Origin of the sequence: Stenotrophomonas sp. 17(2023) (assembly GCF_030345315.1) — a bacterium.
GTDB classification, from domain to species: domain Bacteria; phylum Pseudomonadota; class Gammaproteobacteria; order Xanthomonadales; family Xanthomonadaceae; genus Stenotrophomonas; species Stenotrophomonas acidaminiphila.
The window spans coordinates 3403192-3425899 of record NZ_CP128405.1 but is presented as its reverse complement, the minus strand read 5'-3'; the positions used below and the strand labels follow the sequence as shown (position 1 = coordinate 3425899).

Sequence of the window (22708 nt, the reverse complement as noted above, 5' to 3'; positions counted from 1 at the left end):
CGGCGGCGCGACAATGGCGCCATGCAAACCGCCACCGCCGGGAATCCGCCCGGGAAAATCCCGCTGCTGTTGCTGCCGGGCCTGCTCAACGACGCCGAGCTGTGGCGCGCGCAGATCGCAGACCTGTCCGACGTCGCCGACTGCATCGTCGGCGACCAGACCCGTGGCCAGACCCTGCAGGCGGTGGCCGCCGACGTGCTGGCGCAGGCGCCGCCGCGGTTCGCGCTGGCCGGGTTCTCGCTGGGAGGCTTCGTCGCCCAGCAGATCCTGCGCGTCGCACCCGCGCGGGTACAGCGGCTGGCATTGATCGGCGCCTCGATCCACGCCGATTCGCCGGAGCGCGCAGCGCAGCGCCGTGCCCAGCGCGCCAGCGTGCGCCTGCCCGGCACCTTCCACGGGTTCGGCGACCGGCTGATGCGCAGCTACATCGACGCCTCGCGCCTGCACGACCAGGCGCTGGTGCACCGCGTGCGCGCGATGACCACGCGCCTGGGCGCGGAGGTATTCCTGCGCCAGAGCGCGCTGGAGCGGCTGGACGGCCACGACGTGCTGGCCGCCTACCGCGACCCGCTGCTGATCGTGTGCGGCGCCAACGACCGCATCACCCCGCCGGCGGTCAGCGAGGAAATGCACGCGCTGGCACCGCATTCGCGGTTGCTGCTGCTGCCCGGCTGCGGGCACCTGGCGCCGATGGAAAAGCCGGCCGAAGTCAGCGCGGCGCTGCGCGACTGGCTGCTGGCACCGGCCTGATCCTGGGCGCTCGAACGCAGGGAACGCGCCTGTCCGGGGTGATGCCAGCAGGGCGTACCCGCCGGCGCGCCGCGTCCCATGGCATCGCCAGCGCATGCCGGTGATGGTGGCCCCGAAGCACGCGCTGGCGCTGCTCCTGGCTGGCGCGCGGCCATGCCGGCCAGGCCTCGGAGCGCATCTGCCGCACGGCGCCGAGACTGGTCGAAGCCGTGCCGGCCGATGGCGTGGACGCCGCGACAGCACGCCATCTCCGCGTCCCCATCGAGGTTGCGACGGTCGGCAGTGTGCGGGTGTGCGCGAGCGGCCGCCGTTCGCGGTTCGTCCCCTGCAGGTTGGACTTCGCTTCCGGGCCGGCGCCGCGTTCAGTCCCCGGCGCTGGCCGCGTCGAGCTGGGCGATATCCGCTGCCGACAGCGACAGCCGCGCGGCGTCGAGGACTTCGCGCAGCTGCGCCACGCTGGTGGCGCTGACGATCGGGGCGGTGATGCCGGGCCGTGCGATCTGCCACGCCAGCGCGACCTGCGCCGGTGTCGCCCGGTGGCTGGCGGCGATGTCGTCGAGCGCGCCGAGGATGCGCCGCCCGCGCGGGTTCAGGTAGCGCGCGACCACCCGTGCGCCCCGCGCGCCGCTCTTGCCGGCGTCGGCGGCGTCGCGGTACTTGCCGCTGAGGAAGCCGCTGGCCAGCGCGTAGTAGCCGATCACGCCCAGCCCGTGTTCGCGTGCCAGCGGTTCGAGCGCGGCCTCGTAGCCGGCGCGGTCGTAGAGGTTGTACTCGGGCTGCAGGCTCTCGTAGCGCGGCAGGTGGTAGTCGGCCGATACCTTCAGCGCGTCGCGCAGGCGCGTGGCGCTGTAGTTGGAGGCACCGATCGCGCGTACCTTGCCGGCTTCGACCAGGCGCGCGAAGGCGCCGAGGGTCTCCTCCAGCGGCACCGACTCGTCGTCCTCGTGCGCCTGGTACAGGTCGATCACGTCGGTCCGCAGCCGGCGCAGCGAATCGTCCGCGGCGGCGTGGATGTTGGCGGCCGACAGCCCGGGGCGTTCGGACCATTTGCCGACCTTGCTGGCGAGCATCACCTTGTCGCGCCTGCCGCCGCGCCTGAGCCAGCGGCCGATGATGGCTTCCGATTCGCCGCCGCTGTTGCCCGGCACCCATGCCGGGTAGACGTCGGCGGTATCTACCAGGTTGAAGCCGGCCTCGACGAACGCGTCGAGCAGGGCGAAGGCGGTCTTCTCGTCCACGCTCCAGCCGAAGACGTTGCCGCCGAAGGCGATGGGACCGACCTGCAGGCCGGAACGGCCGAGTTCGCGTAACCGGGTCATGCGCAGCTCCTTGGCATCGGCGCCCCAGCATAGACGCAGCGCCGTCCGGTTCCGTTGCGCAGCGGTAAAAACAGCGTTCCGCATGCCCTGTGCGCGGCGCCGGGGCGCGGCGTGCGCATGCTAGGCTCGCCGGACTCCAACCGTGGAACCTCCCGATGAAGACGACTGCCCCGCTGGTTGCCGCCTGTCTGTTGTTCGCCACCCTGCCTGTCGCCGCGCAGGACCCTGCGCATGCCGGCCACGACCATGCCGCCATGCACGGCGCACCGGCCGCCTCCGCCTCCGCGCAGCTGCAGGCCGCGGTGGCCGGGGACTGGCGCAGCCCCGCCAACACCGCGCGCGATGGGTACCGGCATCCGCTGCAGACCCTGGAGTTCTTCGGCGTGCAGCCGCAGCACACCGTGGTCGAGATCACCCCGGGCGGTGGCTGGTACGCCGAGATCCTCGCGCCCTACCTGCGTGGCCATGGCCATTACGTGGCCGCGGTGGTCGACCCGATGGCGCTGCCGGCCGGCAAGGGCCGCGACTACCAGCAGCGCACCCGCGATGGGCTGGAGAAGAAGTTCGCCGCCGCGCCGGCGCTGTTCGACAAGGCCACCGTGGTCGCCTACGACCCGGCGGCCCCGGTGCTCGGCAAGCCGGGCTCGGCCGACGTGGTGCTGACCTTCCGCAACGTGCACAACTGGCGCGCCGCCAACCAGGCCGAAGGCCTGTTCCGTGCGTTCTTCGCGGTGCTCAAGCCCGGTGGCACGCTGGGCGTGGTCGAGCACCGCGCCAAGGCCGACGTCGCGGCCGACGACAAGAGTGGTTACGTCGGCCAGGCGCAGGTCATCGCCATGGCCGAAGCCGCCGGCTTCAAGCTGCAGCAGAGCAGCGAGATCAACGCGAACCCGCGCGACACCAGGGATCACCCCAATGGCGTGTGGACGCTGCCGCCGTCCAACAACCACGACGCCGCCGATGCCGCCAGGTACAAGGCGATCGGCGAAAGTGACCGGATGACGCTGCGCTTCGTGAAGCCCTGACCGGGGCCGAACGCAGGGCGGGCGCGTGGACGCCCGCGCGGCGCGCCCTGCCGGCGGCCGCGCACCCTGCCGTTGCGGCCGGTTGCACGGCGCGGGGATGACGCCGCGGCTGCGGCCATCCCCGTTCGCCGTCGTCATCATTGTTTTGCCCGGCTGCCATGCTCATCGCCTTCAACAAACCCTTCAACGTGCTGTGCCAGTTCACCGACCGCAGCCAGCCGCCGCGGGCGACACTGGCCGGCTTCGGCCTGCCCGGGAACGTGTACCCGGCAGGGCGCCTGGACTATGACAGCGAGGGCCTGCTGCTGCTCACCGACGACGGTGGCCTGGCACACCGCCTGACCGATCCGCGCCACAAGCAGGACAAGACCTATTGGGTGCAGGTGGAAGGCGTACCGGCCCCGGACATGCTGCAGGCGCTGCGTGACGGGGTGCTGCTCAATGACGGGCCGACGCTGCCGGCGCGGGTGCAGCTGCTGGAGGCGCCGCCAGCGCTGTGGCCACGCGATCCGCCGGTGCGGTTCCGCAAGACCGTGCCCGACGCCTGGCTGGCGATCACCCTGCGCGAAGGGCGCAACCGCCAGGTGCGGCGCATGACCGCCGCGGTGGGCCTGCCGACGCTGCGGCTGGTGCGCGCGGCGATGGGCGCGCATGCGCTCGATGGCCTGCAGCCCGGGCAGTGGCGGGTGTTGCAGGGCTAGGAAAAGGGCGGGCGCGCACCGCGGCGCGCGCCCGCAGGCATCAGGCGTCGCTGCCGATGTCGCTGGTCTCGTCGACCGTGGTCTGCGCGCGGCGGCGCTGGGCGATCTGCTGCGACTTGGCTTCCAGTGCGGCGTTGTCGCGCTTGTTCTTGCGATAGACCGCGTAGCCGATCAGCCCCAGCCCGACCGCAGCCACGGCGATGGTGGCGGTCGGGTTGCGCCGCGCCACCCGGCCCACGGCGCGGCCGCCGGTCTTCATGGCGCCGATGGCAGCCCCGGCCTTGAGCCAGTCGGCGGCGTTGGAGCCGCCGTGCTTGAGGCTGTCGCCGGCATGGCCGGCCAGTTCCATGGCCCGTTCCAGGGCCGATCCGGTGATGTCGCTGAACTTGCTCATGGGGGAATCCTCGGTTGCGGGGACAGGCATGCAGTGTCGCGGGACGCGCGTGCAGGAAATGTTAGTCGCGCGCCACGCATTGCATCATGCAGCAATGCCGCGCCACTTGGGGTGGGCCGTCCGCGCCGGGGCAGTGTCACGGGCGGTGGGCGTTCACGTCCCGCGGGGTTTTGCGCGGTGCGTGGCGGTTGCGCTCCAGGGGTCGTCCGGCCATGGATGCCGGGGATACCGGCCCTTCATCTCCTTCCGCACTTCCGCATAGGTGTTCTCCCAGAAGTTGCGCAGGTCGCCGGTGACCTGCAGCGGCTTGCCGCCGGGCGAGAGCAGGTGCAGCAGCAGCGGCACGCGGCCATCGGCGATGCGCGGCGTGTCGGCCAGGCCGAACAGCTCCTGCAGCTTGACCGCCAGTACCGGCGGGCGCGGAGTCAGTCCATCGTCGTCCATCGCGTAGTCGATGGCGCGGTCCATGCCCGACGGTACGCTGATCCGTACCGGCGCATGGCGGTCGATCTGCTGGCGCAGGTTCCAGTCGATGCCCGACTTCAGCGCTTCGCCCAGCTCCGGTTCGCCGAGGGCATCGAGCCGGGTCTTGCCGGCGAAAGCCGGCAGCAGCCAGGTGTCGAGCGTGTCCAGCAATGCCGCGTCGGACAGGTCCGGCAGGCCCAGTTCCGGCATCCACTGGCGCAGTCCCTGCACGCGGTGGCGCCACTGGCGCAGCGCGCCGGTCCATGGCAGCGCGTCCAGCCCCAGTGCGCGCACGGCGTCGGTGAGTGCGCGCGCGGCCTGTGCCGGATCGACCCTGCCGGCCGGGCGGCTGTCCAGCACGATGCGGTCGAAGCCGGATTCGCGCCGTGCCTCCAGCGCGCGCCGCTCGCCGTTCCAGCGCACCACGTCGCGCTGGTGGAAGCGCTGCGGGAAATCGGTACGCAGGCGCGCCTCGTCCACCGGCGCGGCGCGCAGCAGCAGCGCGTCGCGTGCCTCGAAGCGCAGCTCGCTGATCACCAGCCAGGGCTCGCCGCGCAGGTCGCTGTTGTCGTGCAGGCGCGCGCTGCGGCCGTTGGCCAGCTGGTAGCGCAGCGGGTCGGACGGATGGCGTGCGGCGATGCGGTCGGGAAAGGCATGGGCGAGCAGGTCGCCGAGCGCGTGCGCCTCGACGTCGTCCGGGGGCGTGGCGTCGCAGCGCAGGCGCCGCCGCCACTGCCGGCTGGCCGCATCGATGGCGGCCAGCGCGCCGCGGCTGGCATCGTGCGGCACGTGGCCACCGCGCATCGCCGCCAGTGCGCGCCAGCGTGCGGCCAGCGCGTCGCCGCCCTGGCGCAGTGGGTCGCGTGCCTCCAGCAGCGCGGCCAGGTCGGCAGCCAGCGCCTGCTCGCGCGGATCGGCCGCGGCGATCAGCATCGCCGCCAGCCGTGGGTGGGTACCCAGCGCCAGCATGCGCCGCCCGGTAGCGGTGATCGTGTTGCCGTCGAGCGCACCGAGCCGCTGCAGCAGTTCCCGCGCGGCAGCCAGCGCACCGGCCGGCGGTGGATCGACGAAGCGCAGCGCGTCGCTGCCCCAGGCAGCCAGTTCCAGCGCCAGCGCGGCCAGCTCCACCTGCGCCATCTCCGGGCGCCGCTGCGGCTCCAGCCGTTGCGATTGCGGCCACAGGCGCAGCGCCCAGCCAGAGGCCACGCGCCCGGCGCGGCCGGCGCGCTGGTCCGCCGACGCCTGCGATATCGGCACCGCATCCAGCCGCGGGAAACCGCTGTTGGGGTCGTAGCGCGGCTCGCGCGCCAGGCCCGCGTCGACCACCACGCGCACGCCGGGCAGGGTCACCGAGGATTCGGCGACGTTGGTCGCCAGCACCACGCGGCGGCGCCCGTCGGGGTCGGGTTGCAGCACCCGCGACTGCTGTTCCACCGGCAGTTCGCCATGCAGCGGCAGTACGTCGGTACCGGCCGCGCGCACCGCGTCCAGCGCGGCCTGCACACGCGCGATCTCGCGCTGGCCCGGCAGGAACACCAGCACGTCGCCCGGATGCGTCGCCAGCGCGTGTTCGACCGCGCGCCGCGCCTGCGCTTCCAGCGTCTCCTCGCGCCGTGGCGGGAAATGCGCGACCTCCACCGGAAACCCGCGGCCCTCGCTGGACAGGCGCGGCGCGTCGAGGAACGCGGCCAGGCGCTCGCCGTCGAGGGTGGCCGACATCACCACGATGCGCAGGTCCTCACGCAGCCCGGCCTGCACGTCCAGCGCCAGTGCCAGGCCGAGGTCGGCCGACAGGTGGCGCTCGTGGAACTCGTCGAACAGCAGCGCGCCGACGCCGTCCAGCAACGGGTCGTCCTGCAGCATGCGGGTGAGGATGCCTTCGGTGACGACCTCGATGCGGGTACGCGCGGAGATCCTGTTCTCGAAGCGGATGCGGTAGCCGACGGTCTCGCCGACCGGCTCGCCGAGCTGCCGCGCCATGAACTGGGCGGCACTGCGCGCGGCGACCCGGCGCGGTTCCAGCATCACGATCCGGCCGCCCTGCAGCCACGGCGCATCGAGCAGCGCCAGCGGCACCTGGGTGGTCTTGCCGGCGCCGGGCGGGGCTTCGAGTACCAGCCGCGGGTGCGCGGCCAGGCTGTCGGCGATGGCCGGCAACAGCGGGGAAATGGGGAAGTCGGGGCGTGCCATCGCGCAAGGATAAGGGTTCGCGCCGGCGCGACCGCCTACAATGCGCGGTTTCCGTATCCGCATCCCTGCCCACGGCCATGCAACTGATCGACATCGGCGCCAACCTCACCCACGAATCCTTCACCCGCGACCTGGACGCGGTGCTGGAGCGCGCGCGCGCGGCCGGCGTTGTGCAGATGGTGGTGACCGGCGCCAGCCGCGAGCACTCGCCGATGGCGCTGGCGCTGGCGCAGCAGCACCCGGGCTTCCTGTACGCCACCGCCGGGGTGCATCCGCATCATGCGGTCGAGTACACCGACGAATGCGACGCGCAGATGCGCGCACTGCACGCGCACCCGGAAGTGGTCGCGGTGGGCGAATGCGGGCTGGACTACAACCGCGACTTCTCGCCGCGCCCGGCCCAGCGCCGCGCGTTCGAACGGCAGCTGCAGCTGGCGGCGGACCTTGCCGTCGATGGCGTGGGCAAGCCGCTGTTCCTGCACCAGCGCGACGCCCACGACGACTTCCTGGCGATGATGCGCAACTTCGATGGCCGGCTGGGCCCGGCGGTGGTGCACTGCTTCACCGCCGATCGCCGCGAACTGTTCGACTACCTGGACCGCGACTGGCATATCGGCATCACCGGCTGGCTGTGCGACGAGCGTCGCGGCGCGCACCTGCGCGAGCTGGTCAGGCACATCCCGGCCGGGCGTTTGATGATCGAGACCGACGCGCCCTACCTGCTGCCGCGCACGCTGCGGCCGTTGCCCAAGGACCGCCGCAACGAGCCTGCATTCCTGTCGCACATCGTCGAGGAGCTGGCACGCGACCGCGGCGAGGAGGTGACGCTCACCGCGGCCAATGCCACCGCCGCCACCCGCGCGTTCTTCCGCCTGCCCGATCCCGCCGCCTGAGCGGCGGCACCGGCCACGGCCCGGTGGCTGCCGGGCCGCGGGCCGCGCATCAGCGCTTGACCAGTTCCACCCGGCGGTTGCGCGCGCGGCCTTCTTCGCCGGCGTTGTCGGCGACCGGCTTGTCGGCACCGAAGCCTTCCGGTTGCAGGCGGCCGGCATCGATACCCTTGCCGGCCAGGGCCGCGACCACGGCCCGGGCGCGCGCCTGCGACAGGCTGCGGTTGTGCGCGGCGTCGCCGGTGGCGTCGGTGTGCCCTTCGACCGCCAGCTTCAATGCCGGGTCGGCGCGCAGCAGGTCGAGCACCTGCGCCAGCTGCGGTTCGGAGCTGGGCAGGATGTCTGCCTTGTCGGTGGCGAAGTTGACCTGGATGGCAACGCGTCCGTCGCTGTCCAGCTTCTGCTTCAGCGCCGCGGCGGGCAGCAGCATGGCGGTCTGCACGAAGCCGGTGCGCTCGCTCACCACCCAGCCGGCGCTCAGGTACTCCAGCCGTGCATGCACCCAGACCTGGCGGCCATCGGGCAGGTCGGCGCGATAGACGACCAGGTCGAAGTCGTCCCAGCTGTAGCCGGCGGCCTGCGAGTAGGCCGAACGCAGCGCTTCGGGCACGGATTCGGCCTGCTCCTTGGGGATGCGCCCGTCGAACACCTTGGTGGCGTCGACCGTGGCCATCATCGCTTCGAGATTGCGGCGTACCTCGTGCATCGAGTACTCGCGCTCGCCCTTGTCGAAATCGGCCGCCCAGGTGCGGCCCTCGACCTGCTCGAAGCGATCGCCGGTCCAGAACGGGAAGCGGTCGAAGTCGCGCTGCTGCGGCTTGTTGCGGTCGCGGTAGCCGGCCGGCAGCGACAGGTGCGGGAAGGCGTCGTTCCAGTGCGCGCTGGGCTGGAACGGCACTTCCTCCAGTACCGTCATGCCCGCGCCGTTGGCGTCCATCGCCAGCTGCACCCAGACGTTGCGCTGTGCCTGGCGTACCACGTACACCGCGGTCGGCGCGTCCTGCCCCATGTTGACCGCATCGATGAAGCCGCCGCCGATCTCGTCCTCCAGCTGCGGGCCGTAGTAGATGTCGCGATGCAGCGGGCCTTCGAACACCTTCCTGCCGCCGGCCGCGTCGATCAGGTTCTCCAGGTTGCGCTGCAGCTCCAGCGCGGAAAACCCCTTGTCGCCCTCGGCGACGATGCGCGCCGACCAGCTCGGGCCTTCCACCCAGTGGATGCCGTCGCCGATGCGGAACGGGAAGCGCGCCCAGGCGCGCGGATAGGGACGATTCTGCGGCGCGTAGCCCTGCGGCAGGCCGAAGAACGGCATGGCGCCGAGCGTGGCCTGGCTGGTCGGGATGCTGGCGATATCGAACGGCAGTACCGCCACCGGCTTGCCGTCGCGGTCGACGATGGCGCCTGCCGCCGGCTGTGCGGCCTTCGCCGCGGGTGCGTCCGCGACGGGAAGCGTGGGTTGCTGGGCGTCACCGGCCGCGGTGGTGGCGGTGTCCGTGTCGGGTGCGGCGCCACACCCGGCCAGCAGCAGCGCCGCCATGCCGTAGCCCAACATCCTGCCGTTCCTGCGCACGCTGATCTCCTGGGTCGGGGGAGCGCCAAGCATAACGGAGGCCTGCTGCCGCATCCCACTCAGGCGCGGTGGCGGCCGGCCCGGTCGTCAGTGCGCGGGCATGACGCCGTCGCCGGCTTCCCAGGCATCCGCCAGGCCTTCGCGGTAACTGCGGAAGCGCGGTTGCCACTGCAGTGCCTGGCGCGTGCCGCGGCTGTCGATGCGTTTGTTGCTGGCGTGGAAACGGCGCAGCATCGGCTCGAGCCCCGGATCGTCCCAGGCCACGGCTGGCGGCAGGGTGAAGCCGCCGAGTCGCGCGGCATGCGCCAGCACGTCCTGCGGCGGTGCCGGCTCGTCGTCCGCCGGCAGGTACAGCGCGTCGCGGGCCGGACGGCGCATCGCCGCCACCACCGCTTCGGCCAGGTCATCGACGTGCAGCCGGTTGAACACCAGCCCGGGCCGCACGACATGGCGCGCGTTGCCTTGCGCCAGCCGTACCAGCGCGTTGCGGCCACGGCCGTACAGGCCGGGCAGACGCAACGTCGCCGAGGCGATGCCGCGCGCATCGGCCAGCGCGCGCCACTGCGTTTCGGCCAGCAGCCGGCGCAGGGCGACGGGGTCCCGGGCATCGGCATCGGAGTGCGCGTCGACCCAGCCGCCGCCGCGGTCGCCATACACCCCGGTCGAGGACAGGTAGCCGACCCAGCGCAGCGCCGGGCTGGCCTGCAGGGCGGGGCCGAGCAGGCGCAGCGCGGGGTCGCCTTCGGCATCGGGCGGCACGCTGCACAGCACCGCATCGGTTCGGGCGATGGCTTCCAGCAGCGCGGTGTCGGGGGCGTGGTCCGGATGCAGGCGGTGGCGCGCGATGCCGTCGCCGGGCGCGGCGGTTGGATCGCGCACCGTGCCCGCCACGGCGACACCCAGCGACTGCAGGTGCAGCGCAAGCGCGCGCCCGGCAAAGCCCAGCCCCAGGATCAGCACCCGCTGTGGCAGCTCCGCGGCGGTGGTCATGCGCCCCGCTGCGCCTCGTAGGCCTGCAGATGGCAGTACGCAGCGTGCAGGTGCGGCGCGGGGTGTCCGGCGGCGAGTGCGCGGTCGAGCATGTCGCCGACGATGTGCACCGCTTCCACCCGCTGCCCGGCCTCCAGGTCGCGCAGCATCGACGCCTTGATCGGCGAGCCGGCCCTGGTCAGCGCGGACAGGGCGGTCTCCTGCGCCTTGGCCGGTATCGGCTGGCCGGCGTGCACGGCCGCGGCCAGGCATTCGCCGTACAGCGCCTGCAGGAACGCGACGCCATGATCGGTGGCGACGATGTGGCCGATGCCGGCGCGCATCAGGCAGGTGGCGGCCGCCAGCGTGGCCAGGAAGGTGTACTTGATCCACTGCTCGCCGGCGATGTCGTCGGTGGCGAGATGGTCGATGCCCGCGGTTCCGCAGGCAGCCGCCAGTGCGGCCACGCGTGCGCTGGCACTGGTACCGTCGCGCTCGCCGAAGGTCAGCCGCGCCGGCCGGTCCAGGTGCACGATGGCGCCATCCGCGGCCTTGGTCGCGCTGATGAAGCACAGCCCGCCGAGCACCGCCCCGCGGCCGAAACGGGCATCCAGCGCAGGGTAGTGGCGCAGGCCGTTGAGGATCGGCAGCAGCGTGGTGCCCGGGCCCATCGCCGGTGCGATGGCCTCGATCGAGCTGTCCAGGTCGTAGGCCTTGCAGCTGAGCACCACCAGGTCGAACGGCCGTGCCGCGGCCAGTGCCGGCAGCGCATCGGCGGTGACATGCGCCACCGGGAACGCTGCGTCGCCGAGCGGGCTGCGGATCACCAGCCCGTCGCGCTGCAGCTGCGCCGCGCGGGCCGGCCGCACCAGGAAGGTCACGTCGATGCCGGCCTGGGCCAGGCGGCCGCCGAAGTAGCCGCCGGTACCGCCGGCGCCGAGGATCAGGATGCGCATGTTGCCGGTTCCATCGGGATCAGGGGAAAGAGCGGCCGCGCTCAGCTGCGCAGGCCGACGCCGCGCCGCAGCAGCCACAGCGACAGCGCGGTAAGCGCGGCGACGAAGCCGAGCATCAGCGCGTAGGACACCCACAGCGGCACGTCGCTGGTGCCCAGCAGGCCATAGCGGAACGCGTTGACCATGTAGAAGATCGGGTTGGCCTTGGTCAGCGCCTGCGCCCAGCCGGGCAGCAGCGTGACCGAGTAGAACACCCCGCCCAGGTAGGTCAGCGGGGTCAGGATGAAGGTCGGCACGATGGCCACGTCGTCGAACTTCTTGGCGTACACCGCGTTGATGAAGCCGGCCAGCGAGAAGATCGTCGACCCCAGCAGCACCGTGCTCAGCGTCACCAGCGGATGCGGCACGTGCACGCGGGTGAAGAACATCGCGATCATCAGCACGATGGCGCCGACCATCAGCCCGCGCAGCACCGCACCGGCGACGTAGCCCCACAGGATCACCCAGTTCGGCATCGGGCTGACCAGCAGCTCCTCGACATGGCGGCCGAACTTGGCGCCGAAGAACGAGGAGCTGATGTTGCCGTAGCTGTTCTGGATCACGCTCATCATCACCAGCCCGGGCACGATGAACTGCATGTAGCTGTAGCCGCCCATGTCGCCGATCTTCGAGCCGATCAGGCCGCCGAAGATCAGGAAGTACAGGGTCATGGTGATGGCCGGCGGCACCAGGGTCTGGCCCCAGATGCGCAGGATGCGGTTGACCTCGCGGCGGACGATGGTGCCCAGCGCCACCCGGTTGCGGGCGCTGTCGGTCAGGGGAGCGGGCGTGCTCATGCGGCGGTGTTCTCCAGGTTGCCGGTGAGGCGCACGAACAGCTCCTCCAGGCGGTTGCTCTTGGTGCGCATCGAGCGCACGCGGATGCCGGCGGCACCCAGCGCGTCGAACACGCGGTTCAGATCCATCGCCCGCGGCATGTCCAGGTCCAGGGTGTGCGCGTCGACCGCGGCCAGCTGCGCGCCGTCGATGTGCGGCAGCTGCGCCGGCAGCTCGCCGTCGATGTCGAGCACGAACCCTTCCACGTCCAGCTTGGCCAGCAGCGCGCGCATCGGGCCCTGCTCGACGATGCGGCCGTGGTTGATGATGGCCAGGTTGCGGCACAACTGCTCGGCCTCTTCCAGGTAGTGCGTGGTAAGGATGATCGTTGTGCCGGCGGCGTTGATCTCCTGCAGCGTCTTCCACATGTCGCGGCGGATCTCGATGTCCACGCCGGCGGTGGGTTCGTCCAGGATCAGCAGGCGCGGGCGGGTCATCATCGCGCGGGCGATCATCAGCCGCCGCTTCATGCCGCCGGACAGCGTGCGGCTCATCATCTGCGCCTTGTTCCACAGGTGCGCGCGCTTGAGTTCCTGCTCGGCGCGGGCCTCGGCCTCGGCGCGCGGGATGCCGTAGAACCCGGCGTAGTTGACCAGGATGTCGAAGGGTTTCTCGAACAGGTTGAAGTTGATCTCCTGCGGCACCAGCCCGATCAGGCGCATGGTCGCGCTGCGCTCGGTCACCAGGTCGGTGCCGAACACCTGCACGTCGCCCGCGCTCAGGTTCACCAGCGACGAGACGATGCCGATCAGGGTGGACTTGCCGGCGCCGTTGGGGCCGAGCAGGGCGAAGAAGTCGCCCGGGGCGACCTCCAGCGAGACGCCCTTGAGCGCCTCCACGCCGTTGTCGTAGGTCTTGCGGAGATCGTGGACGCGCAGTGCCGGCGCGACGGGAGGAATTCGGGAGTCCAAGCTCGGGCCTTCGCGCCGGGGTGACGGCGCCGGATGAGTGCGAGCGGCTATTATAGGAGGCCCCGTGGCGCCAGCCCGGCTACACACTGTTTCCCGTTCGTGCCTGTCCAATTCCCCCTCAAGCTGGTCGGTCGCCGCATGCTGGCGCCCACCGTCGGCCACTACCAGTTCGTCCGCGACGACGGCCAGCCGCTGGATTTCCAGCCCGGGCAGTTCATCCAGGTGCACTTCGACTACGCCGACGGCACCGCCACCAAGCGCAGCTACTCGCTGGCGACCATCCACGACCACGCGCTCGGCCCGGGCGACGCGGTGGACATCGCGGTCAGCTTCGTGCCCGGCGGCGCCGCCACCGCCCTGTTCGAGGGCCTCGAGACCGGCCAGTGCATCACCGCCAGCGGCCCGTTCGGGCGCTTCTGCCTGCAGCCGGGCGACCATAACGGCCGTTACCTGCTGATCGCCACCGGCACCGGCGTCACCCCGTACCGCTCGATGCTGCCGCTGCTGGCCAGGGCGATGGCCGGGCGCGGCGTGGAAGTGGTGCTGCTGCAGGGCGCGCGCACCCCGGCCGAGCTGCTGTACGCCGATGATTTCCGGGCTTTTGCCGATGCCCACCCGGGCTTCCGCTACATGCCGTGCCTGTCGCGGGGGTTGCCGGCCGACCCGCATCCGGACGTGCGCAGCGGTTACGTGCAGCAGCAGCTGGCCGAGATCGCCCCGGACCCGGCCCGCGACATCGCCTACCTGTGCGGCAACCCGGTGATGGTCGATGCCTGTTTCGAGGCGCTCCGGGCGGCCGGCCTGGCGTTGCCGCAGCTGCGCCGCGAGAAGTACGTCAGCAGCAAGTAGGCTTGCCCCCCGCGCCACGGGGCGTGATGATCCGGCAGACTGCTCCACACGTGGCGATGCCGCTCGACGCAAGGACCCCGGGCATGACTGCGCTGGACTTCCCCACCATTGCCGCCGTCGGCCTGCTGCTGAACATCGGCCTGGCGGCGGGCTTCTCGCTGATCCTGCTGGTGTTGCGCAGCCAGCCGGTGCCCAGGCTGTGGGCCGCCAGCCTGTGGGCCGGGGCGGTCAGCACGGTGCTGGTCAGCGTGCCGCTGCCGCTGCCGGCCGCGGTGGGCATCCTGGTGCGCAACGGGTTCGCGGTACTGGGCAGCGTGCTGATGCTGTTCGGCGTGGCCCTGCATGTCGGCCGTCGCGTGCCGCTGCGTCCGGCCCTCGTGCTGGGCGGCGGCTACCTGCTGGCGATCGCCTGGTTCAGCGTGGCCCGGCCCGACCTTGGCATCCGCCTGGCGCTGTACAGCGTGCTGATCATCATCTGGAAGACCTGGGAGGCCTGGCTGCTGCTGCGCCACGCCCCGCCCGACGTCCGCCGCAGCTGCCGGCTGGCGGCGGCGGTGTTCCTGCTGGATGCGGCGCTGTTCCTGGTGCGGGCCCTGATCCCGGTCGCGCCCGGTGCCGACGGCGACATCCTGCGTGCCGGCCTGTCGATGAACGTCACCTACGTCGGCGGCATGTTCGTGATGCTCGGCCACACCTTCGCCCTGGTGCTGATGATCGTCGAGCGGCAGATGGTGGACCTGCGCCGGCTGGCCCGCCGCGATGGCCTGACCGGCCTGCTCAACCGCACCGCGCTGATGGGCGACGGTGAGCAGCACCTGGCGCAGAGCCTGCACCAGCAGCGGCCGTTCGCGGCGATGCTGCTGGACCTGGACCACTTCAAGCGGATCAACGACACCCGCGGCCACCCGGTCGGGGACGAGGTGCTGCACCACGCCGCGCGGACCCTGCAGCGTTCCCTGCGCGGGCGCGACCGGCTGCTTGGCCGTTATGGCGGCGAGGAGTTCGTGCTGCTGCTCCCGGACACCGGCATGGAACAGGCGATGGCCCTGGCCGAGCGCCTGCGCGCCACCCTGGAGGCCAGCCCGCTGCACCGCGAGGGCGGCACGATCGGCATCACCGCCAGCATCGGCGTGGCCGTTGCCGATGCCGCGCCGGGGCTGGAAAGTCTGCTGGCGCGTGCCGACGCGGCGCTCTACCGGGCCAAGGCCGCTGGCCGCAACCATGTCGCCTGCGACCTGGGAGTGGAGCAGGCACCGGTGGCTTGAGCGCCGGGCCGCATCGTCCGGGCGATACCCGCCTGTAAAGCATGCTTGACAGATGGCGGCGGCGCCCGCATCCTCCTGTAAAGCTTGCTTGACAGGGTGGGTCATGGGAGACGGGGACATGAACGAAGCAGGAAGCCGGATGCGTGCGGGTGCCGCATGGCCGGGAATCGGTGCGGCCTTCATGGGCGTCGCCGCGACCGGCCAGGCCGCGATCGTCCTCGCGCCGGGTCTGGTCGTGCTGGCGCATGCGCGCGGAGGGTGCTGAGCCATGGCGCGCGCACTGGACCGCTGGATCATCGCCGCCGCCTTTGCCACCGCCGCGGCCGGTCTGGCGCTGCTGCGGCTGGTGCCGGGCGACAGCGCCGACATGCTGGGCGGGATCTGCATCGGCGTGGCCGTGGGCCTGTCGTTCGTGCTGCTGCTGCGGCGGCAACTGCCCAATGCCTGCGACACCGCGCCGTTGGCGCTGCGGCGGCGCTACAGCCGCGAGATGATGATCGCGATGGGCGCCTACGTCGTGCTGCTGGTGCTGTCGATCCTGCTGCTCAAGCGCGTGGAGGGCACCGCGCTGCGCGCCTGCATCGCGCTGCTGCCGGTGCCGCCGATCGCGATGACGCTGCGGGCGATGATCCGCTACATCCGCGACGCCGACGAACTGCAGCAGCGCATCGAGCTGCAGGCGGTCAGCTTCGCCGCGGCGTTCGTCTCGCTGCTGTATCTCACCGGTGGCCTGCTGCAGTCGGCGCGGGTGCTGGACGTGGCGGCCAGCGCGGCGATGATCTGGGTGTTTCCGCTGGTATGCCTGGCCTACGGCCTGGCCAAGATCGTCGTTTCGCGCCGCTACGGTTGAGCCCGCATCCATGGACAACCGCCTGCGCGAACTGCGCGAAGCCCGGGGCTGGTCGCAAGGTGAACTGGCCGAACGGCTGGAGGTCTCGCGGCAGACCGTCAACGCGCTGGAGACCGGCAAGTACGATCCCAGCCTGCCACTGGCGTTCCGCATCGCCCGCCTGTTCGACGCCAGGATCGAGGATATTTTCTTTCCCGCTGTCACATGACGCCGCCAGCCGCGTCTTGGGCTGGCAGGACCCAATCCGTTCCATCAACCACAAGGGGCTGTTCCGATGATGTCCCGCAAGACCCGTACCCTCCTGGCGGTGGCCGCGCTTGGCGCCGTGCTCGGCTACCGTGCGCTCAAGCCCGCACCCGATCAGGCGGAGTCCGCCAAGGCACCGCTGCCCGCCGCCGAGGCGGAGGTCAAGCCGCTGATGCTCGGCAGCCTCGCGTTCCGCCCGTGCACCCTCGATTCGCCGACCAGCCGCGACAGCCTGGAAGCCCAGTGCACCACCTTCGAGGTCCCCGAGGACCGCGGCAACCCGCAGGGCCGGAAGATCGCGCTGAACATCGCGCTGCTGACGCCGGACAAGCCCGAAAGCGCGCAGCCGGACCCGGTGTTCTTCCTGGCCGGCGGCCCCGGCCAATCGGCGACCCAGAGCTATCCGCAGATCGACCCGGCCTTCGCCGAGGTGCGCAAGCGCCGCAACGTGATCCTGGTCGACCAGCGTGGCACCGGCAAATCCAACCTGCTGTCCTGTGAGCCGCCGGAGGACGACGACGCCAGCATCGAGGCGATGCAGGCCAGTGCCGCCGCCTGCGCGGCGACGTTGTCGGGCAAGGCCGACCTGCGCCACTACACCACCACCGACGCGGTGGCCGACCTGGACGCCGTGCGCCAGGCCATCGGCGCGGCGCGCATCAACCTGATCGGCGTCAGCTACGGCACCCGCGTCGCGCAGCAGTATGCGATGCGCCACCCGGACAGCACCCGCAGCATCGTGCTCGACTCGGTGGTGCCCAACACCCTGCAGCTGGGCAACATCTTCGCCCGCAACCTGGACGATGCGCTGGCGCTGCAGTTCGCCCAGTGCACCGGCAACCCCGCGTGCAAGGCCGCGCTGGGCGATCCGCGCGCCGAACTGGATGCATTGCTGGCCGCACTGCGCGCCACCCCGGTGACGGTGCGCTACCGCGACGCCAGCACCGGGCAGGAGCACGAGGACGTGCTGCGCGCCGATACCGTCGCCGGGCTGGTGCGCATGTACGCCTACATGCCGGAAGCCGCCGCGCTGCTGCCCAAGCTGATCCACGAGGCGCGCAATGGCCGCTACGGCGACCTGATGGCGCTGGCGAAGATGCTGCAGGGAGGCATGAAGGACAGCATGGCCATGGGCATGCAGCTGTCGGTGATCTGCAGCGAGGACGACGAGGGCATGGTCGCGCGCGCCGAGGACGCGGACACCGTGCTCGGCAACCGCATGGCCGATGGCCTGGCGGCGATGTGCAGCACCTGGCCCAAGGGCAGGATGCCGGCCGATTTCCACAAGCCCCTGGCCACCGCGGTGCCGGCGCTGGTGCTGGAAGGCGAGTTCGACCCGGTCACCCCGCCGCGTTATGGCGAGGAAGTGGCCAAGAGCCTGCCCAACGGCCGCCTGTTCGTGCTGCGCGGCCAGGGCCACGCGGTCGTCGGCGCCGGCTGCATGCCCAAGCTGTTCGCCCAGTTCGTCGACACCACCGACGCCGCCGCGCTCGATGGCACCTGCCTGGAAAAACTGAACTACGTGCCGCCGTTCACCAGCTTCAATGGCTGGGAACCGTGACCGTCCACGCATCACTGAGGAATCCGCTTCCATGATCGTTGCAGAACGACTCCGCAAGACCTTCCCCGGCAAGGGCAAGGACAAGACGCCGGTGATCGCCGTGGACGACGTCGGCTTCACCGCCCACGACGGCCAGATCACCGGCCTGCTCGGCCCCAACGGCGCCGGCAAGACCACCACGCTGCGCATGCTCTACACGCTGATGACGCCCGAGACCGGCAAGGTCGTGGTCGACGGCGTGGACGCCGCGGCCGACCCCGACACGGTGCGCCGCAGCCTGGGCGTGCTGCCGGACGCGCGCGGCGTGTACAAGCGCCTGACCGCGCGCGAGAACATCGAGTACTTCGGCCAGCTGCACGGCATGGATGCGGCGGCGATCGCGGCGCGCATCGCGCGCCTGGCCACGGCGCTGCAGATGGAGGACTTCCTCGACCGCTCGACCGAAGGCTTCAGCCAGGGCCAGCGCACCAAGACCGCCATCGCCCGCGCGCTGGTGCACGACCCGAAGAACGTGATCCTCGACGAACCGACCAACGGCCTGGACGTGATGACCACCCGCGGCCTGCGCGGCTTCCTCAAGGAACTGCGGGCCGAAGGCCGCTGCGTGATCTTCTCCAGCCACATCATGCAGGAGGTGGCGGCGCTGTGCGACCGCATCGTCATCGTCGCGCATGGCCGCGTGGTGGCGCAGGGCACGCCGGACGAGCTGCGTGAGCATGCCGGCGAGAGCAACCTGGAAGACGCGTTCGTCAAGCTGATCGGCAGCGAAGAGGGCCTGCACGCATGAACAAGACCGGATTCATTGGCAGCATGTTCACGGTGATGCGCAAGGAGCTGCGCGATTTCGCCCGCGACCGCCGTACCTTCTTCCTGACCCTGTTCATCGCGCCGCTGCTGTACCCGCTGCTGTTCCTGGGCATCGACAAGCTCAGCAACCTGCGGGTGTCCAACCAGCTGGAAAAGGACATGGCGTTGTCCGTGGTCGGCATGGAACGCGCGCCCAACCTGATGGCGTTCCTGGCCAGCCAGGGCATCACCCCGCGCGAGGCACCGGACGACTACGAGGCCCGCATCCGCGCCCAGCGCGAGGACGTGGCGCTGGTGGTCGCGCCGGATTTCGCCGACGACTGGCACGCCGGCAAGCCGGCCAAGGTCGAGGTCGTCGCCGACACCACCCGCCGCACCAGCGACGTGCAGGTGGCGCGCGTGCGCAAGGTGCTGGCGGCCTACGGCCAGCAGGTGGGCGCGCTGCGGCTGATGGCGCGCGGCGTCAATCCCGCGGTGGCCATGCCGGTCAGCGTGGGCACGCGCGACCTGGCCACCGCCGAGGCCAAGCGCGGCATCCTGCTGTCGGTCATCCTGCCGATCCTGCTGATGATGTCCGCCTTCATCGGCGGCTCGCACCTGGTCATGGACACCACCGCCGGCGAGCGCGAGCGGCAGTCGCTGGAACCGCTGCTGGCCACCCCGGCGTCACGCGGCGCCCTGGTCAGCGGCAAGATGCTGGCGTCCACGCTGGTCGGGTTGACCGCGATCCTGCTGATCCTGCTGTCGTTCAAGTTCAGCGCCAGCATCGGCCGTGGCGTGGGCAGTTCGCTGGACGTGAGCTTCATGGCGATGGGCAAACTGCTGCTGGTGCTGCTGCCGCTGGTGCTGATCGGCACCGCGCTGCTGACCTGCCTGGCTGCCGGCGCCAAGAGCATGAAGGAAGCGCAGAGCCACATCGTCTGGCTGATGATGATGGCGATGATGCCCGGCTATGCGCTGATGGCCTATCCGCTGAAGGACACCCAGCTGTGGCAGTACGCGGTTCCGTTCCTGTCGCAGAACCAGATGCTGGTGAAGGTGACCCGCGGCGAAATGCCGGTTGCCGAACAGTGGGGTGTCTACCTGGGTGCCTCGCTGCTGCTCACCGTGGTGCTGTGGGCGATGGCGGTGTGGCGCTACAAGCAGGAAAAGCTCGCGATTTCGGGCTGAGCCCCGGGTCGTCACGCTGGTAACGAAAAGGCCCGGAGCGATCCGGGCCTTTTCCTTTTTGCTGCAGGTACGCAGTGCGGCGCGCGTGCGTGCCGTTACTGGTTGGGCTCGAACGCCAGCGTGCGACGGGTGGTGGTCGGGCTGGAGATCGGCTCGAAGCGCCAGCGCCTGACCGCGTTCAACGCCTCGCGGTCGAACACCCGCGGCGGGTTGGCGCGCAGCACGCGGGCGTCGGTCACCGAACCGTCGGTACCGACGGTCAGCTCCACCAGCACTTCGCCGGAAGTACCGGAACGCAGCGCGTCGGCGGGGTAACGCGGGGCCGGCGTGCTTACCGCGCGCAGGCTCGGCGCGGCCGCGGCCGGCTTCGGTGCGGCGGCGACCTGCTGCGCGGCGGCACGGGCGTCGGCCTCGCGCTTGGCCGCGGCCTGGCGTTCGGCTTCCAGCCGCTCGCTTTCCTTGCGTGCCGCCTCCTGTCGTGCCGCCAGCTGCTGCGCGGCGGCAGCCTCGGCGGCCTGCTGCTGGGCCAGGCGCTGCTGCTCGACCAGCTGCTTGGCGCGGTCCTCGGCATTCTTCTTGACCTGGTCGGTCTCTTCCTGGGTGCGCTTGACCGCCACTTCCATGCCGCGGGTGATGCCCTGCTTCAGGCGCGGCAGCGCCGGCGCCGATGGGTCCACCTTCTCGATCAGCGCGACCAGGCGCTGCGCCTCGGGGAAGTCCTCGCGTGCCAGGCTCTGCTCGGCGGCGATCAGGGTGTAGGGCTGCAGGTCGGTCAGCGCGCTCTTGACCGCCGCATCGTCGGGCAGCTTGTCGCGCAGGGCCAGATAGTACTCCATGGCGTTGTCGCCGGCCGGCGCGTACATGCGGTTCTCGCGCAGCGCGGTACTGGCAGAGTCGCGCAGCTGGTCGGTGCCCATCGACTGCACCTTGGCCGAAACCGCAGGTTCGGGCGCGGTGGCAGCGGGGCTGGCGGGCGTGCCGGCGGCAGCCGCCGGGGCGGAATCGTCCTTGCCCGAACAGGCCGCCAGGGCGACGGCCAGCAGGGTGGGCGCCAGCAGGCGCGCTTTGCCGTGGATCGTGACGTACGACATCAATCTTCCCCTTGAATCGACGAACGCGAATGGTTGGTCGCCCGGGCCGTCATGGATGCGCGGCGTTTCCCCACGCCGGCCGGATCCGGGCGAAGGGAGAATCTAGCATTGCCGCCCCCGGTTGCACGAGGCGGGGGCGGCTGGCGCCGCCCGCGTTGCCGGCCACCACGCGATGATGGCCAGCGGTCCCGCGTGTGTGGATCAGTGCCCGTTCTGCTTGGAATGCCCGTTGGACATCAGTTTGTCGGTCCAGGCGATGCCGACCGCCGACAGGATGAACACGCAGTGGATGATGGTCTGCCACATCACCCCGGTGGAGGTGAACTTGGTACACGCAACGCCCGTGGCCGCTTCCGACCCGCACAGCGGCAGCCCCAGCTGCCCGGCCTCGATGAAGGTCTTGAGCAGGTGGATCGAGGAGATGCCGATGATCGCCATCGCCAGCTTCACCTTCAGCACCGAGGCGTTGACGTGGCTCAGCCACTCCGGCTGGTCCGGGTGACCCTGCAGGCCCAGGCGCGAGACGAAGGTCTCGTAGCCGCCGACAATCACCATCACCAGCAGGTTGGAGATCATCACCACGTCGATCAGGCCGAGCACGATCAGCATGATCTGCTGCTCGCCCAGTGCGTTGGCGTCGTGGATCAGGTGCCACAGCTCCTTGCCGAACAGGAACACGTAGACGCATTGGGCGACGATCAGGCCGAGATAGAGCGGCAGCTGCAGCCAGCGCGAGGCGAAGATCAGGGCCGGGAGGGGGCTGAGCGGTTTGTGTTCGGACATGGCAGGAATGCTGCGTTGCGGGAAGGAGGCAGGTTAACGGTCGTCCGTCAGGCTGCCAAGCGTTACCGTATCGGTCCCGGTGACCGTTCCCCCACGGAGACGCATTCATGATCGACCTCTATTACTGGCCCACTCCCAATGGTCACAAGATCACCCTGTTCCTGGAAGAGGCCGGGCTGCCGTACCGCCTGGTGCCGGTCAACATCGGCAAGGGCGACCAGTTCCAGCCCGATTTCCTGGCCATTTCGCCGAACAACAAGATGCCGGCCATCGTCGACCATGCACCGGCCGACGGTGGCGCGCCGCTGAGCGTATTCGAGTCCGGCGCGATCCTGCTGTACCTGGCCGAGAAGACCGGCCGTTTCCTGCCGACCGACCTGCGCGGCCGCGCCGCCGCGCTGGAATGGTTGTTCTGGCAGATGGGTGGGCTCGGGCCGATGAGCGGGCAGATGGGCCACTTCAACGTCTATGCGCCCGAGCGCATCGCCTACGCCATCGAACGCTACGACAGCGAGGTGCGGCGCCTGCACCGGGTGATGGACAAGCGCCTGTCCGGATCGGCGTACCTGGGCGGCGACGAGTACGGCATCGCCGACATGGCCAGCTACCCGTGGATCGGCGCCTACAGCAAGCTCCCGGCCGACTTCGACGCCTTCCCGCACCTGCACCGCTGGCACCAGGCCATCGCCATGCGCCCGGCCACGCAGCGCGCCTACGCGCTCGGCCCGACGGTCAACCCGGACGCCGGCAAGCCACTGAGCGAGGAAGAGCGCAGGCAGCTGTTCGGCCAGAGGTGAATGGCGTTACCGATTGAGTGCTGGCCTGCATCAGGCTCATCGCCTGATGTGGGAGTCAGGAATTGAGGCCCGTTTTCTGAAGGATTGTGTCCGCATGAGAAAAGTGGATGGCGACTTCTCAGGCGCCAATCCGTCAGTGGCAGCCCGTACAGGGTGTTGGTCCATATTTGTCAGTGGATAAAAGAGAGCCCATAGGGAGCGTGACGTGGTCCTGGCTTTCGATCGGCGTTTCGGCCGAGGTATTGCTTTGCATTCGATAATAGGAGAGGGTGCC

The 22708-nt window shown here is 70.7% G+C and carries 23 protein-coding genes; 13 read left to right on the top strand and 10 right to left on the bottom strand.

What is annotated here, in order from left to right:
• Positions 1-21 precede the first annotated feature (21 nt).
• Positions 22-750: an alpha/beta hydrolase gene (locus QQA12_RS15515; RefSeq protein WP_056930958.1), complete on the top strand. Its 729-nt coding sequence runs from the start codon at positions 22-24 to the stop codon at positions 748-750.
• Positions 751-1112: 362 nt separating this feature from the next.
• Here the strand turns inward: QQA12_RS15515 and QQA12_RS15510 are convergent, their stop codons facing one another.
• Positions 1113-2069, bottom strand: coding sequence for an aldo/keto reductase (locus QQA12_RS15510; protein ID WP_226049790.1), 957 nt, complete (start codon positions 2067-2069; stop codon positions 1113-1115).
• Positions 2070-2224: 155 nt separating this feature from the next.
• On the opposite strand from QQA12_RS15510, the gene QQA12_RS15505 reads away from it, so the two are divergent.
• Both QQA12_RS15505 and QQA12_RS15500 read left to right on the top strand, forming a co-directional pair.
• Complete coding sequence (locus QQA12_RS15505; RefSeq protein ID WP_226049789.1) at positions 2225-3094, top strand: methyltransferase; 870 nt, start codon at positions 2225-2227, stop codon at positions 3092-3094.
• A gap of 158 nt (positions 3095-3252) precedes the next feature.
• Positions 3253-3795 (top strand): pseudouridine synthase, encoded by a 543-nt coding sequence (locus QQA12_RS15500; RefSeq protein ID WP_226049788.1) that lies wholly within the window; start codon positions 3253-3255, stop codon positions 3793-3795.
• A gap of 40 nt (positions 3796-3835) precedes the next feature.
• On the opposite strand, the gene QQA12_RS15495 is transcribed toward QQA12_RS15500, so the two are convergent.
• Together QQA12_RS15495 and hrpB are read right to left on the bottom strand one after the other, a co-directional pair.
• Positions 3836-4189 carry a hypothetical protein gene (locus QQA12_RS15495; RefSeq protein WP_054668294.1) on the bottom strand — a complete coding sequence of 118 codons (354 nt, stop codon included), beginning with the start codon at positions 4187-4189 and terminating at the stop codon, positions 3836-3838.
• A 153-nt stretch (positions 4190-4342) separates the two neighbouring features.
• Entirely contained in the window at positions 4343-6844 is a 2502-nt protein-coding gene (gene hrpB, locus QQA12_RS15490; protein ID WP_226049787.1) for an ATP-dependent helicase HrpB, read from the bottom strand.
• A gap of 77 nt (positions 6845-6921) precedes the next feature.
• Here hrpB and QQA12_RS15485 point away from each other — a divergent pair, with 77 nt between their 5' ends.
• Positions 6922-7737 carry a TatD family hydrolase gene (locus QQA12_RS15485; protein ID WP_226049786.1) on the top strand — a complete coding sequence of 272 codons (816 nt, stop codon included), beginning with the start codon at positions 6922-6924 and terminating at the stop codon, positions 7735-7737.
• A 49-nt stretch (positions 7738-7786) separates the two neighbouring features.
• On the opposite strand, the gene QQA12_RS15480 is transcribed toward QQA12_RS15485, so the two are convergent.
• From QQA12_RS15480 to QQA12_RS15460, 5 genes are all read right to left on the bottom strand, one after another.
• On the bottom strand, positions 7787-9286 hold the full coding sequence (locus tag QQA12_RS15480) for an OmpA family protein (RefSeq protein WP_233324838.1): 1500 nt from the start codon (positions 9284-9286) through the stop codon (positions 7787-7789).
• 105 nt (positions 9287-9391) lie between these two features.
• Positions 9392-10294, bottom strand: a complete 903-nt coding sequence (locus QQA12_RS15475) for an NAD-dependent epimerase/dehydratase family protein (RefSeq protein WP_226049784.1) — start codon at positions 10292-10294, stop codon at positions 9392-9394.
• Entirely contained in the window at positions 10291-11229 is a 939-nt protein-coding gene (panE, locus tag QQA12_RS15470) for a 2-dehydropantoate 2-reductase (protein ID WP_226049783.1), read from the bottom strand. Before panE ends, QQA12_RS15475 begins: the two co-directional genes overlap by 4 nt.
• Before the next feature lie 41 nt (positions 11230-11270).
• On the bottom strand, positions 11271-12065 hold the full coding sequence (locus QQA12_RS15465) for an ABC transporter permease (protein WP_056930953.1): 795 nt from the start codon (positions 12063-12065) through the stop codon (positions 11271-11273).
• Positions 12062-13015, bottom strand: coding sequence for an ABC transporter ATP-binding protein (locus QQA12_RS15460; RefSeq protein ID WP_226049782.1), 954 nt, complete (start codon positions 13013-13015; stop codon positions 12062-12064). Before QQA12_RS15460 ends, QQA12_RS15465 begins: the two co-directional genes overlap by 4 nt.
• Positions 13016-13114: 99 nt before the next feature.
• Between QQA12_RS15460 and QQA12_RS15455 the strand changes: the two genes are divergently transcribed.
• The 8 genes from QQA12_RS15455 to QQA12_RS15420 all read left to right on the top strand — a co-directional run bounded on the left by QQA12_RS15455 (position 13115) and on the right by QQA12_RS15420 (position 19763).
• Positions 13115-13864, top strand: a complete 750-nt coding sequence (locus QQA12_RS15455) for an FAD-binding oxidoreductase (protein WP_226049781.1) — start codon at positions 13115-13117, stop codon at positions 13862-13864.
• 83 nt (positions 13865-13947) lie between these two features.
• Positions 13948-15129, top strand: coding sequence for a GGDEF domain-containing protein (locus tag QQA12_RS15450; protein ID WP_226049780.1), 1182 nt, complete (start codon positions 13948-13950; stop codon positions 15127-15129).
• A gap of 118 nt (positions 15130-15247) precedes the next feature.
• Complete coding sequence (locus tag QQA12_RS15445) at positions 15248-15394, top strand: hypothetical protein (protein WP_161809395.1); 147 nt, start codon at positions 15248-15250, stop codon at positions 15392-15394.
• Between the two features lie 3 nt (positions 15395-15397).
• Complete coding sequence (locus QQA12_RS15440; protein WP_056930949.1) at positions 15398-15979, top strand: hypothetical protein; 582 nt, start codon at positions 15398-15400, stop codon at positions 15977-15979.
• A 10-nt stretch (positions 15980-15989) separates the two neighbouring features.
• On the top strand, positions 15990-16187 hold the full coding sequence (locus QQA12_RS15435) for a helix-turn-helix transcriptional regulator (protein WP_054668278.1): 198 nt from the start codon (positions 15990-15992) through the stop codon (positions 16185-16187).
• A 69-nt stretch (positions 16188-16256) separates the two neighbouring features.
• Positions 16257-17786, top strand: coding sequence for an alpha/beta hydrolase (locus QQA12_RS15430; protein ID WP_233324837.1), 1530 nt, complete (start codon positions 16257-16259; stop codon positions 17784-17786).
• Between the two features lie 31 nt (positions 17787-17817).
• Positions 17818-18573, top strand: coding sequence for an ATP-binding cassette domain-containing protein (locus QQA12_RS15425; RefSeq protein ID WP_054668275.1), 756 nt, complete (start codon positions 17818-17820; stop codon positions 18571-18573).
• Positions 18570-19763, top strand: coding sequence for an ABC transporter permease (locus QQA12_RS15420; protein WP_054668273.1), 1194 nt, complete (start codon positions 18570-18572; stop codon positions 19761-19763). Before QQA12_RS15425 ends, QQA12_RS15420 begins: the two co-directional genes overlap by 4 nt.
• A gap of 95 nt (positions 19764-19858) precedes the next feature.
• Here the strand turns inward: QQA12_RS15420 and QQA12_RS15415 are convergent, their stop codons facing one another.
• On the bottom strand, positions 19859-20854 hold the full coding sequence (locus tag QQA12_RS15415; protein ID WP_056930947.1) for an energy transducer TonB: 996 nt from the start codon (positions 20852-20854) through the stop codon (positions 19859-19861).
• 201 nt (positions 20855-21055) lie between these two features.
• Positions 21056-21637 (bottom strand): TIGR00645 family protein, encoded by a 582-nt coding sequence (locus QQA12_RS15410; RefSeq protein ID WP_056930946.1) that lies wholly within the window; start codon positions 21635-21637, stop codon positions 21056-21058.
• Between the two features lie 107 nt (positions 21638-21744).
• Here QQA12_RS15410 and QQA12_RS15405 point away from each other — a divergent pair, with 107 nt between their 5' ends.
• Complete coding sequence (locus tag QQA12_RS15405; RefSeq protein WP_226049778.1) at positions 21745-22434, top strand: glutathione binding-like protein; 690 nt, start codon at positions 21745-21747, stop codon at positions 22432-22434.
• The last annotated feature ends 274 nt before the right edge of the window (positions 22435-22708 follow it).

What these genes read in the sequence shown, in the direction of transcription:
- QQA12_RS15510 (WP_226049790.1), bottom strand. Translation starts at nt 2,069, where the DNA reads ATGACCCGGTTACGCGAACTCGGCCGTTCCGGCCTGCAGGTCGGTCCC.
- QQA12_RS15480 (WP_233324838.1), bottom strand. Translation starts at nt 9,286, where the DNA reads ATGTTGGGCTACGGCATGGCGGCGCTGCTGCTGGCCGGGTGTGGCGCC.
- panE (WP_226049783.1), bottom strand. Translation starts at nt 11,229, where the DNA reads ATGCGCATCCTGATCCTCGGCGCCGGCGGTACCGGCGGCTACTTCGGC.
- QQA12_RS15445 (WP_161809395.1), top strand. Translation starts at nt 15,248, where the DNA reads ATGAACGAAGCAGGAAGCCGGATGCGTGCGGGTGCCGCATGGCCGGGA.
- QQA12_RS15405 (WP_226049778.1), top strand. Translation starts at nt 21,745, where the DNA reads ATGATCGACCTCTATTACTGGCCCACTCCCAATGGTCACAAGATCACC.
- QQA12_RS15435 (WP_054668278.1), top strand. Translation starts at nt 15,990, where the DNA reads ATGGACAACCGCCTGCGCGAACTGCGCGAAGCCCGGGGCTGGTCGCAA.
- QQA12_RS15425 (WP_054668275.1), top strand. Translation starts at nt 17,818, where the DNA reads ATGATCGTTGCAGAACGACTCCGCAAGACCTTCCCCGGCAAGGGCAAG.
- QQA12_RS15440 (WP_056930949.1), top strand. Translation starts at nt 15,398, where the DNA reads ATGGCGCGCGCACTGGACCGCTGGATCATCGCCGCCGCCTTTGCCACC.
- QQA12_RS15515 (WP_056930958.1), top strand. Translation starts at nt 22, where the DNA reads ATGCAAACCGCCACCGCCGGGAATCCGCCCGGGAAAATCCCGCTGCTG.
- QQA12_RS15420 (WP_054668273.1), top strand. Translation starts at nt 18,570, where the DNA reads ATGAACAAGACCGGATTCATTGGCAGCATGTTCACGGTGATGCGCAAG.
- QQA12_RS15415 (WP_056930947.1), bottom strand. Translation starts at nt 20,854, where the DNA reads ATGTCGTACGTCACGATCCACGGCAAAGCGCGCCTGCTGGCGCCCACC.
- QQA12_RS15465 (WP_056930953.1), bottom strand. Translation starts at nt 12,065, where the DNA reads ATGAGCACGCCCGCTCCCCTGACCGACAGCGCCCGCAACCGGGTGGCG.
- QQA12_RS15430 (WP_233324837.1), top strand. Translation starts at nt 16,257, where the DNA reads ATGTCCCGCAAGACCCGTACCCTCCTGGCGGTGGCCGCGCTTGGCGCC.
- QQA12_RS15505 (WP_226049789.1), top strand. Translation starts at nt 2,225, where the DNA reads ATGAAGACGACTGCCCCGCTGGTTGCCGCCTGTCTGTTGTTCGCCACC.
- QQA12_RS15485 (WP_226049786.1), top strand. Translation starts at nt 6,922, where the DNA reads ATGCAACTGATCGACATCGGCGCCAACCTCACCCACGAATCCTTCACC.
- hrpB (WP_226049787.1), bottom strand. Translation starts at nt 6,844, where the DNA reads ATGGCACGCCCCGACTTCCCCATTTCCCCGCTGTTGCCGGCCATCGCC.
- QQA12_RS15495 (WP_054668294.1), bottom strand. Translation starts at nt 4,189, where the DNA reads ATGAGCAAGTTCAGCGACATCACCGGATCGGCCCTGGAACGGGCCATG.
- QQA12_RS15410 (WP_056930946.1), bottom strand. Translation starts at nt 21,637, where the DNA reads ATGTCCGAACACAAACCGCTCAGCCCCCTCCCGGCCCTGATCTTCGCC.
- QQA12_RS15500 (WP_226049788.1), top strand. Translation starts at nt 3,253, where the DNA reads ATGCTCATCGCCTTCAACAAACCCTTCAACGTGCTGTGCCAGTTCACC.
- QQA12_RS15475 (WP_226049784.1), bottom strand. Translation starts at nt 10,294, where the DNA reads ATGACCACCGCCGCGGAGCTGCCACAGCGGGTGCTGATCCTGGGGCTG.
- QQA12_RS15450 (WP_226049780.1), top strand. Translation starts at nt 13,948, where the DNA reads ATGACTGCGCTGGACTTCCCCACCATTGCCGCCGTCGGCCTGCTGCTG.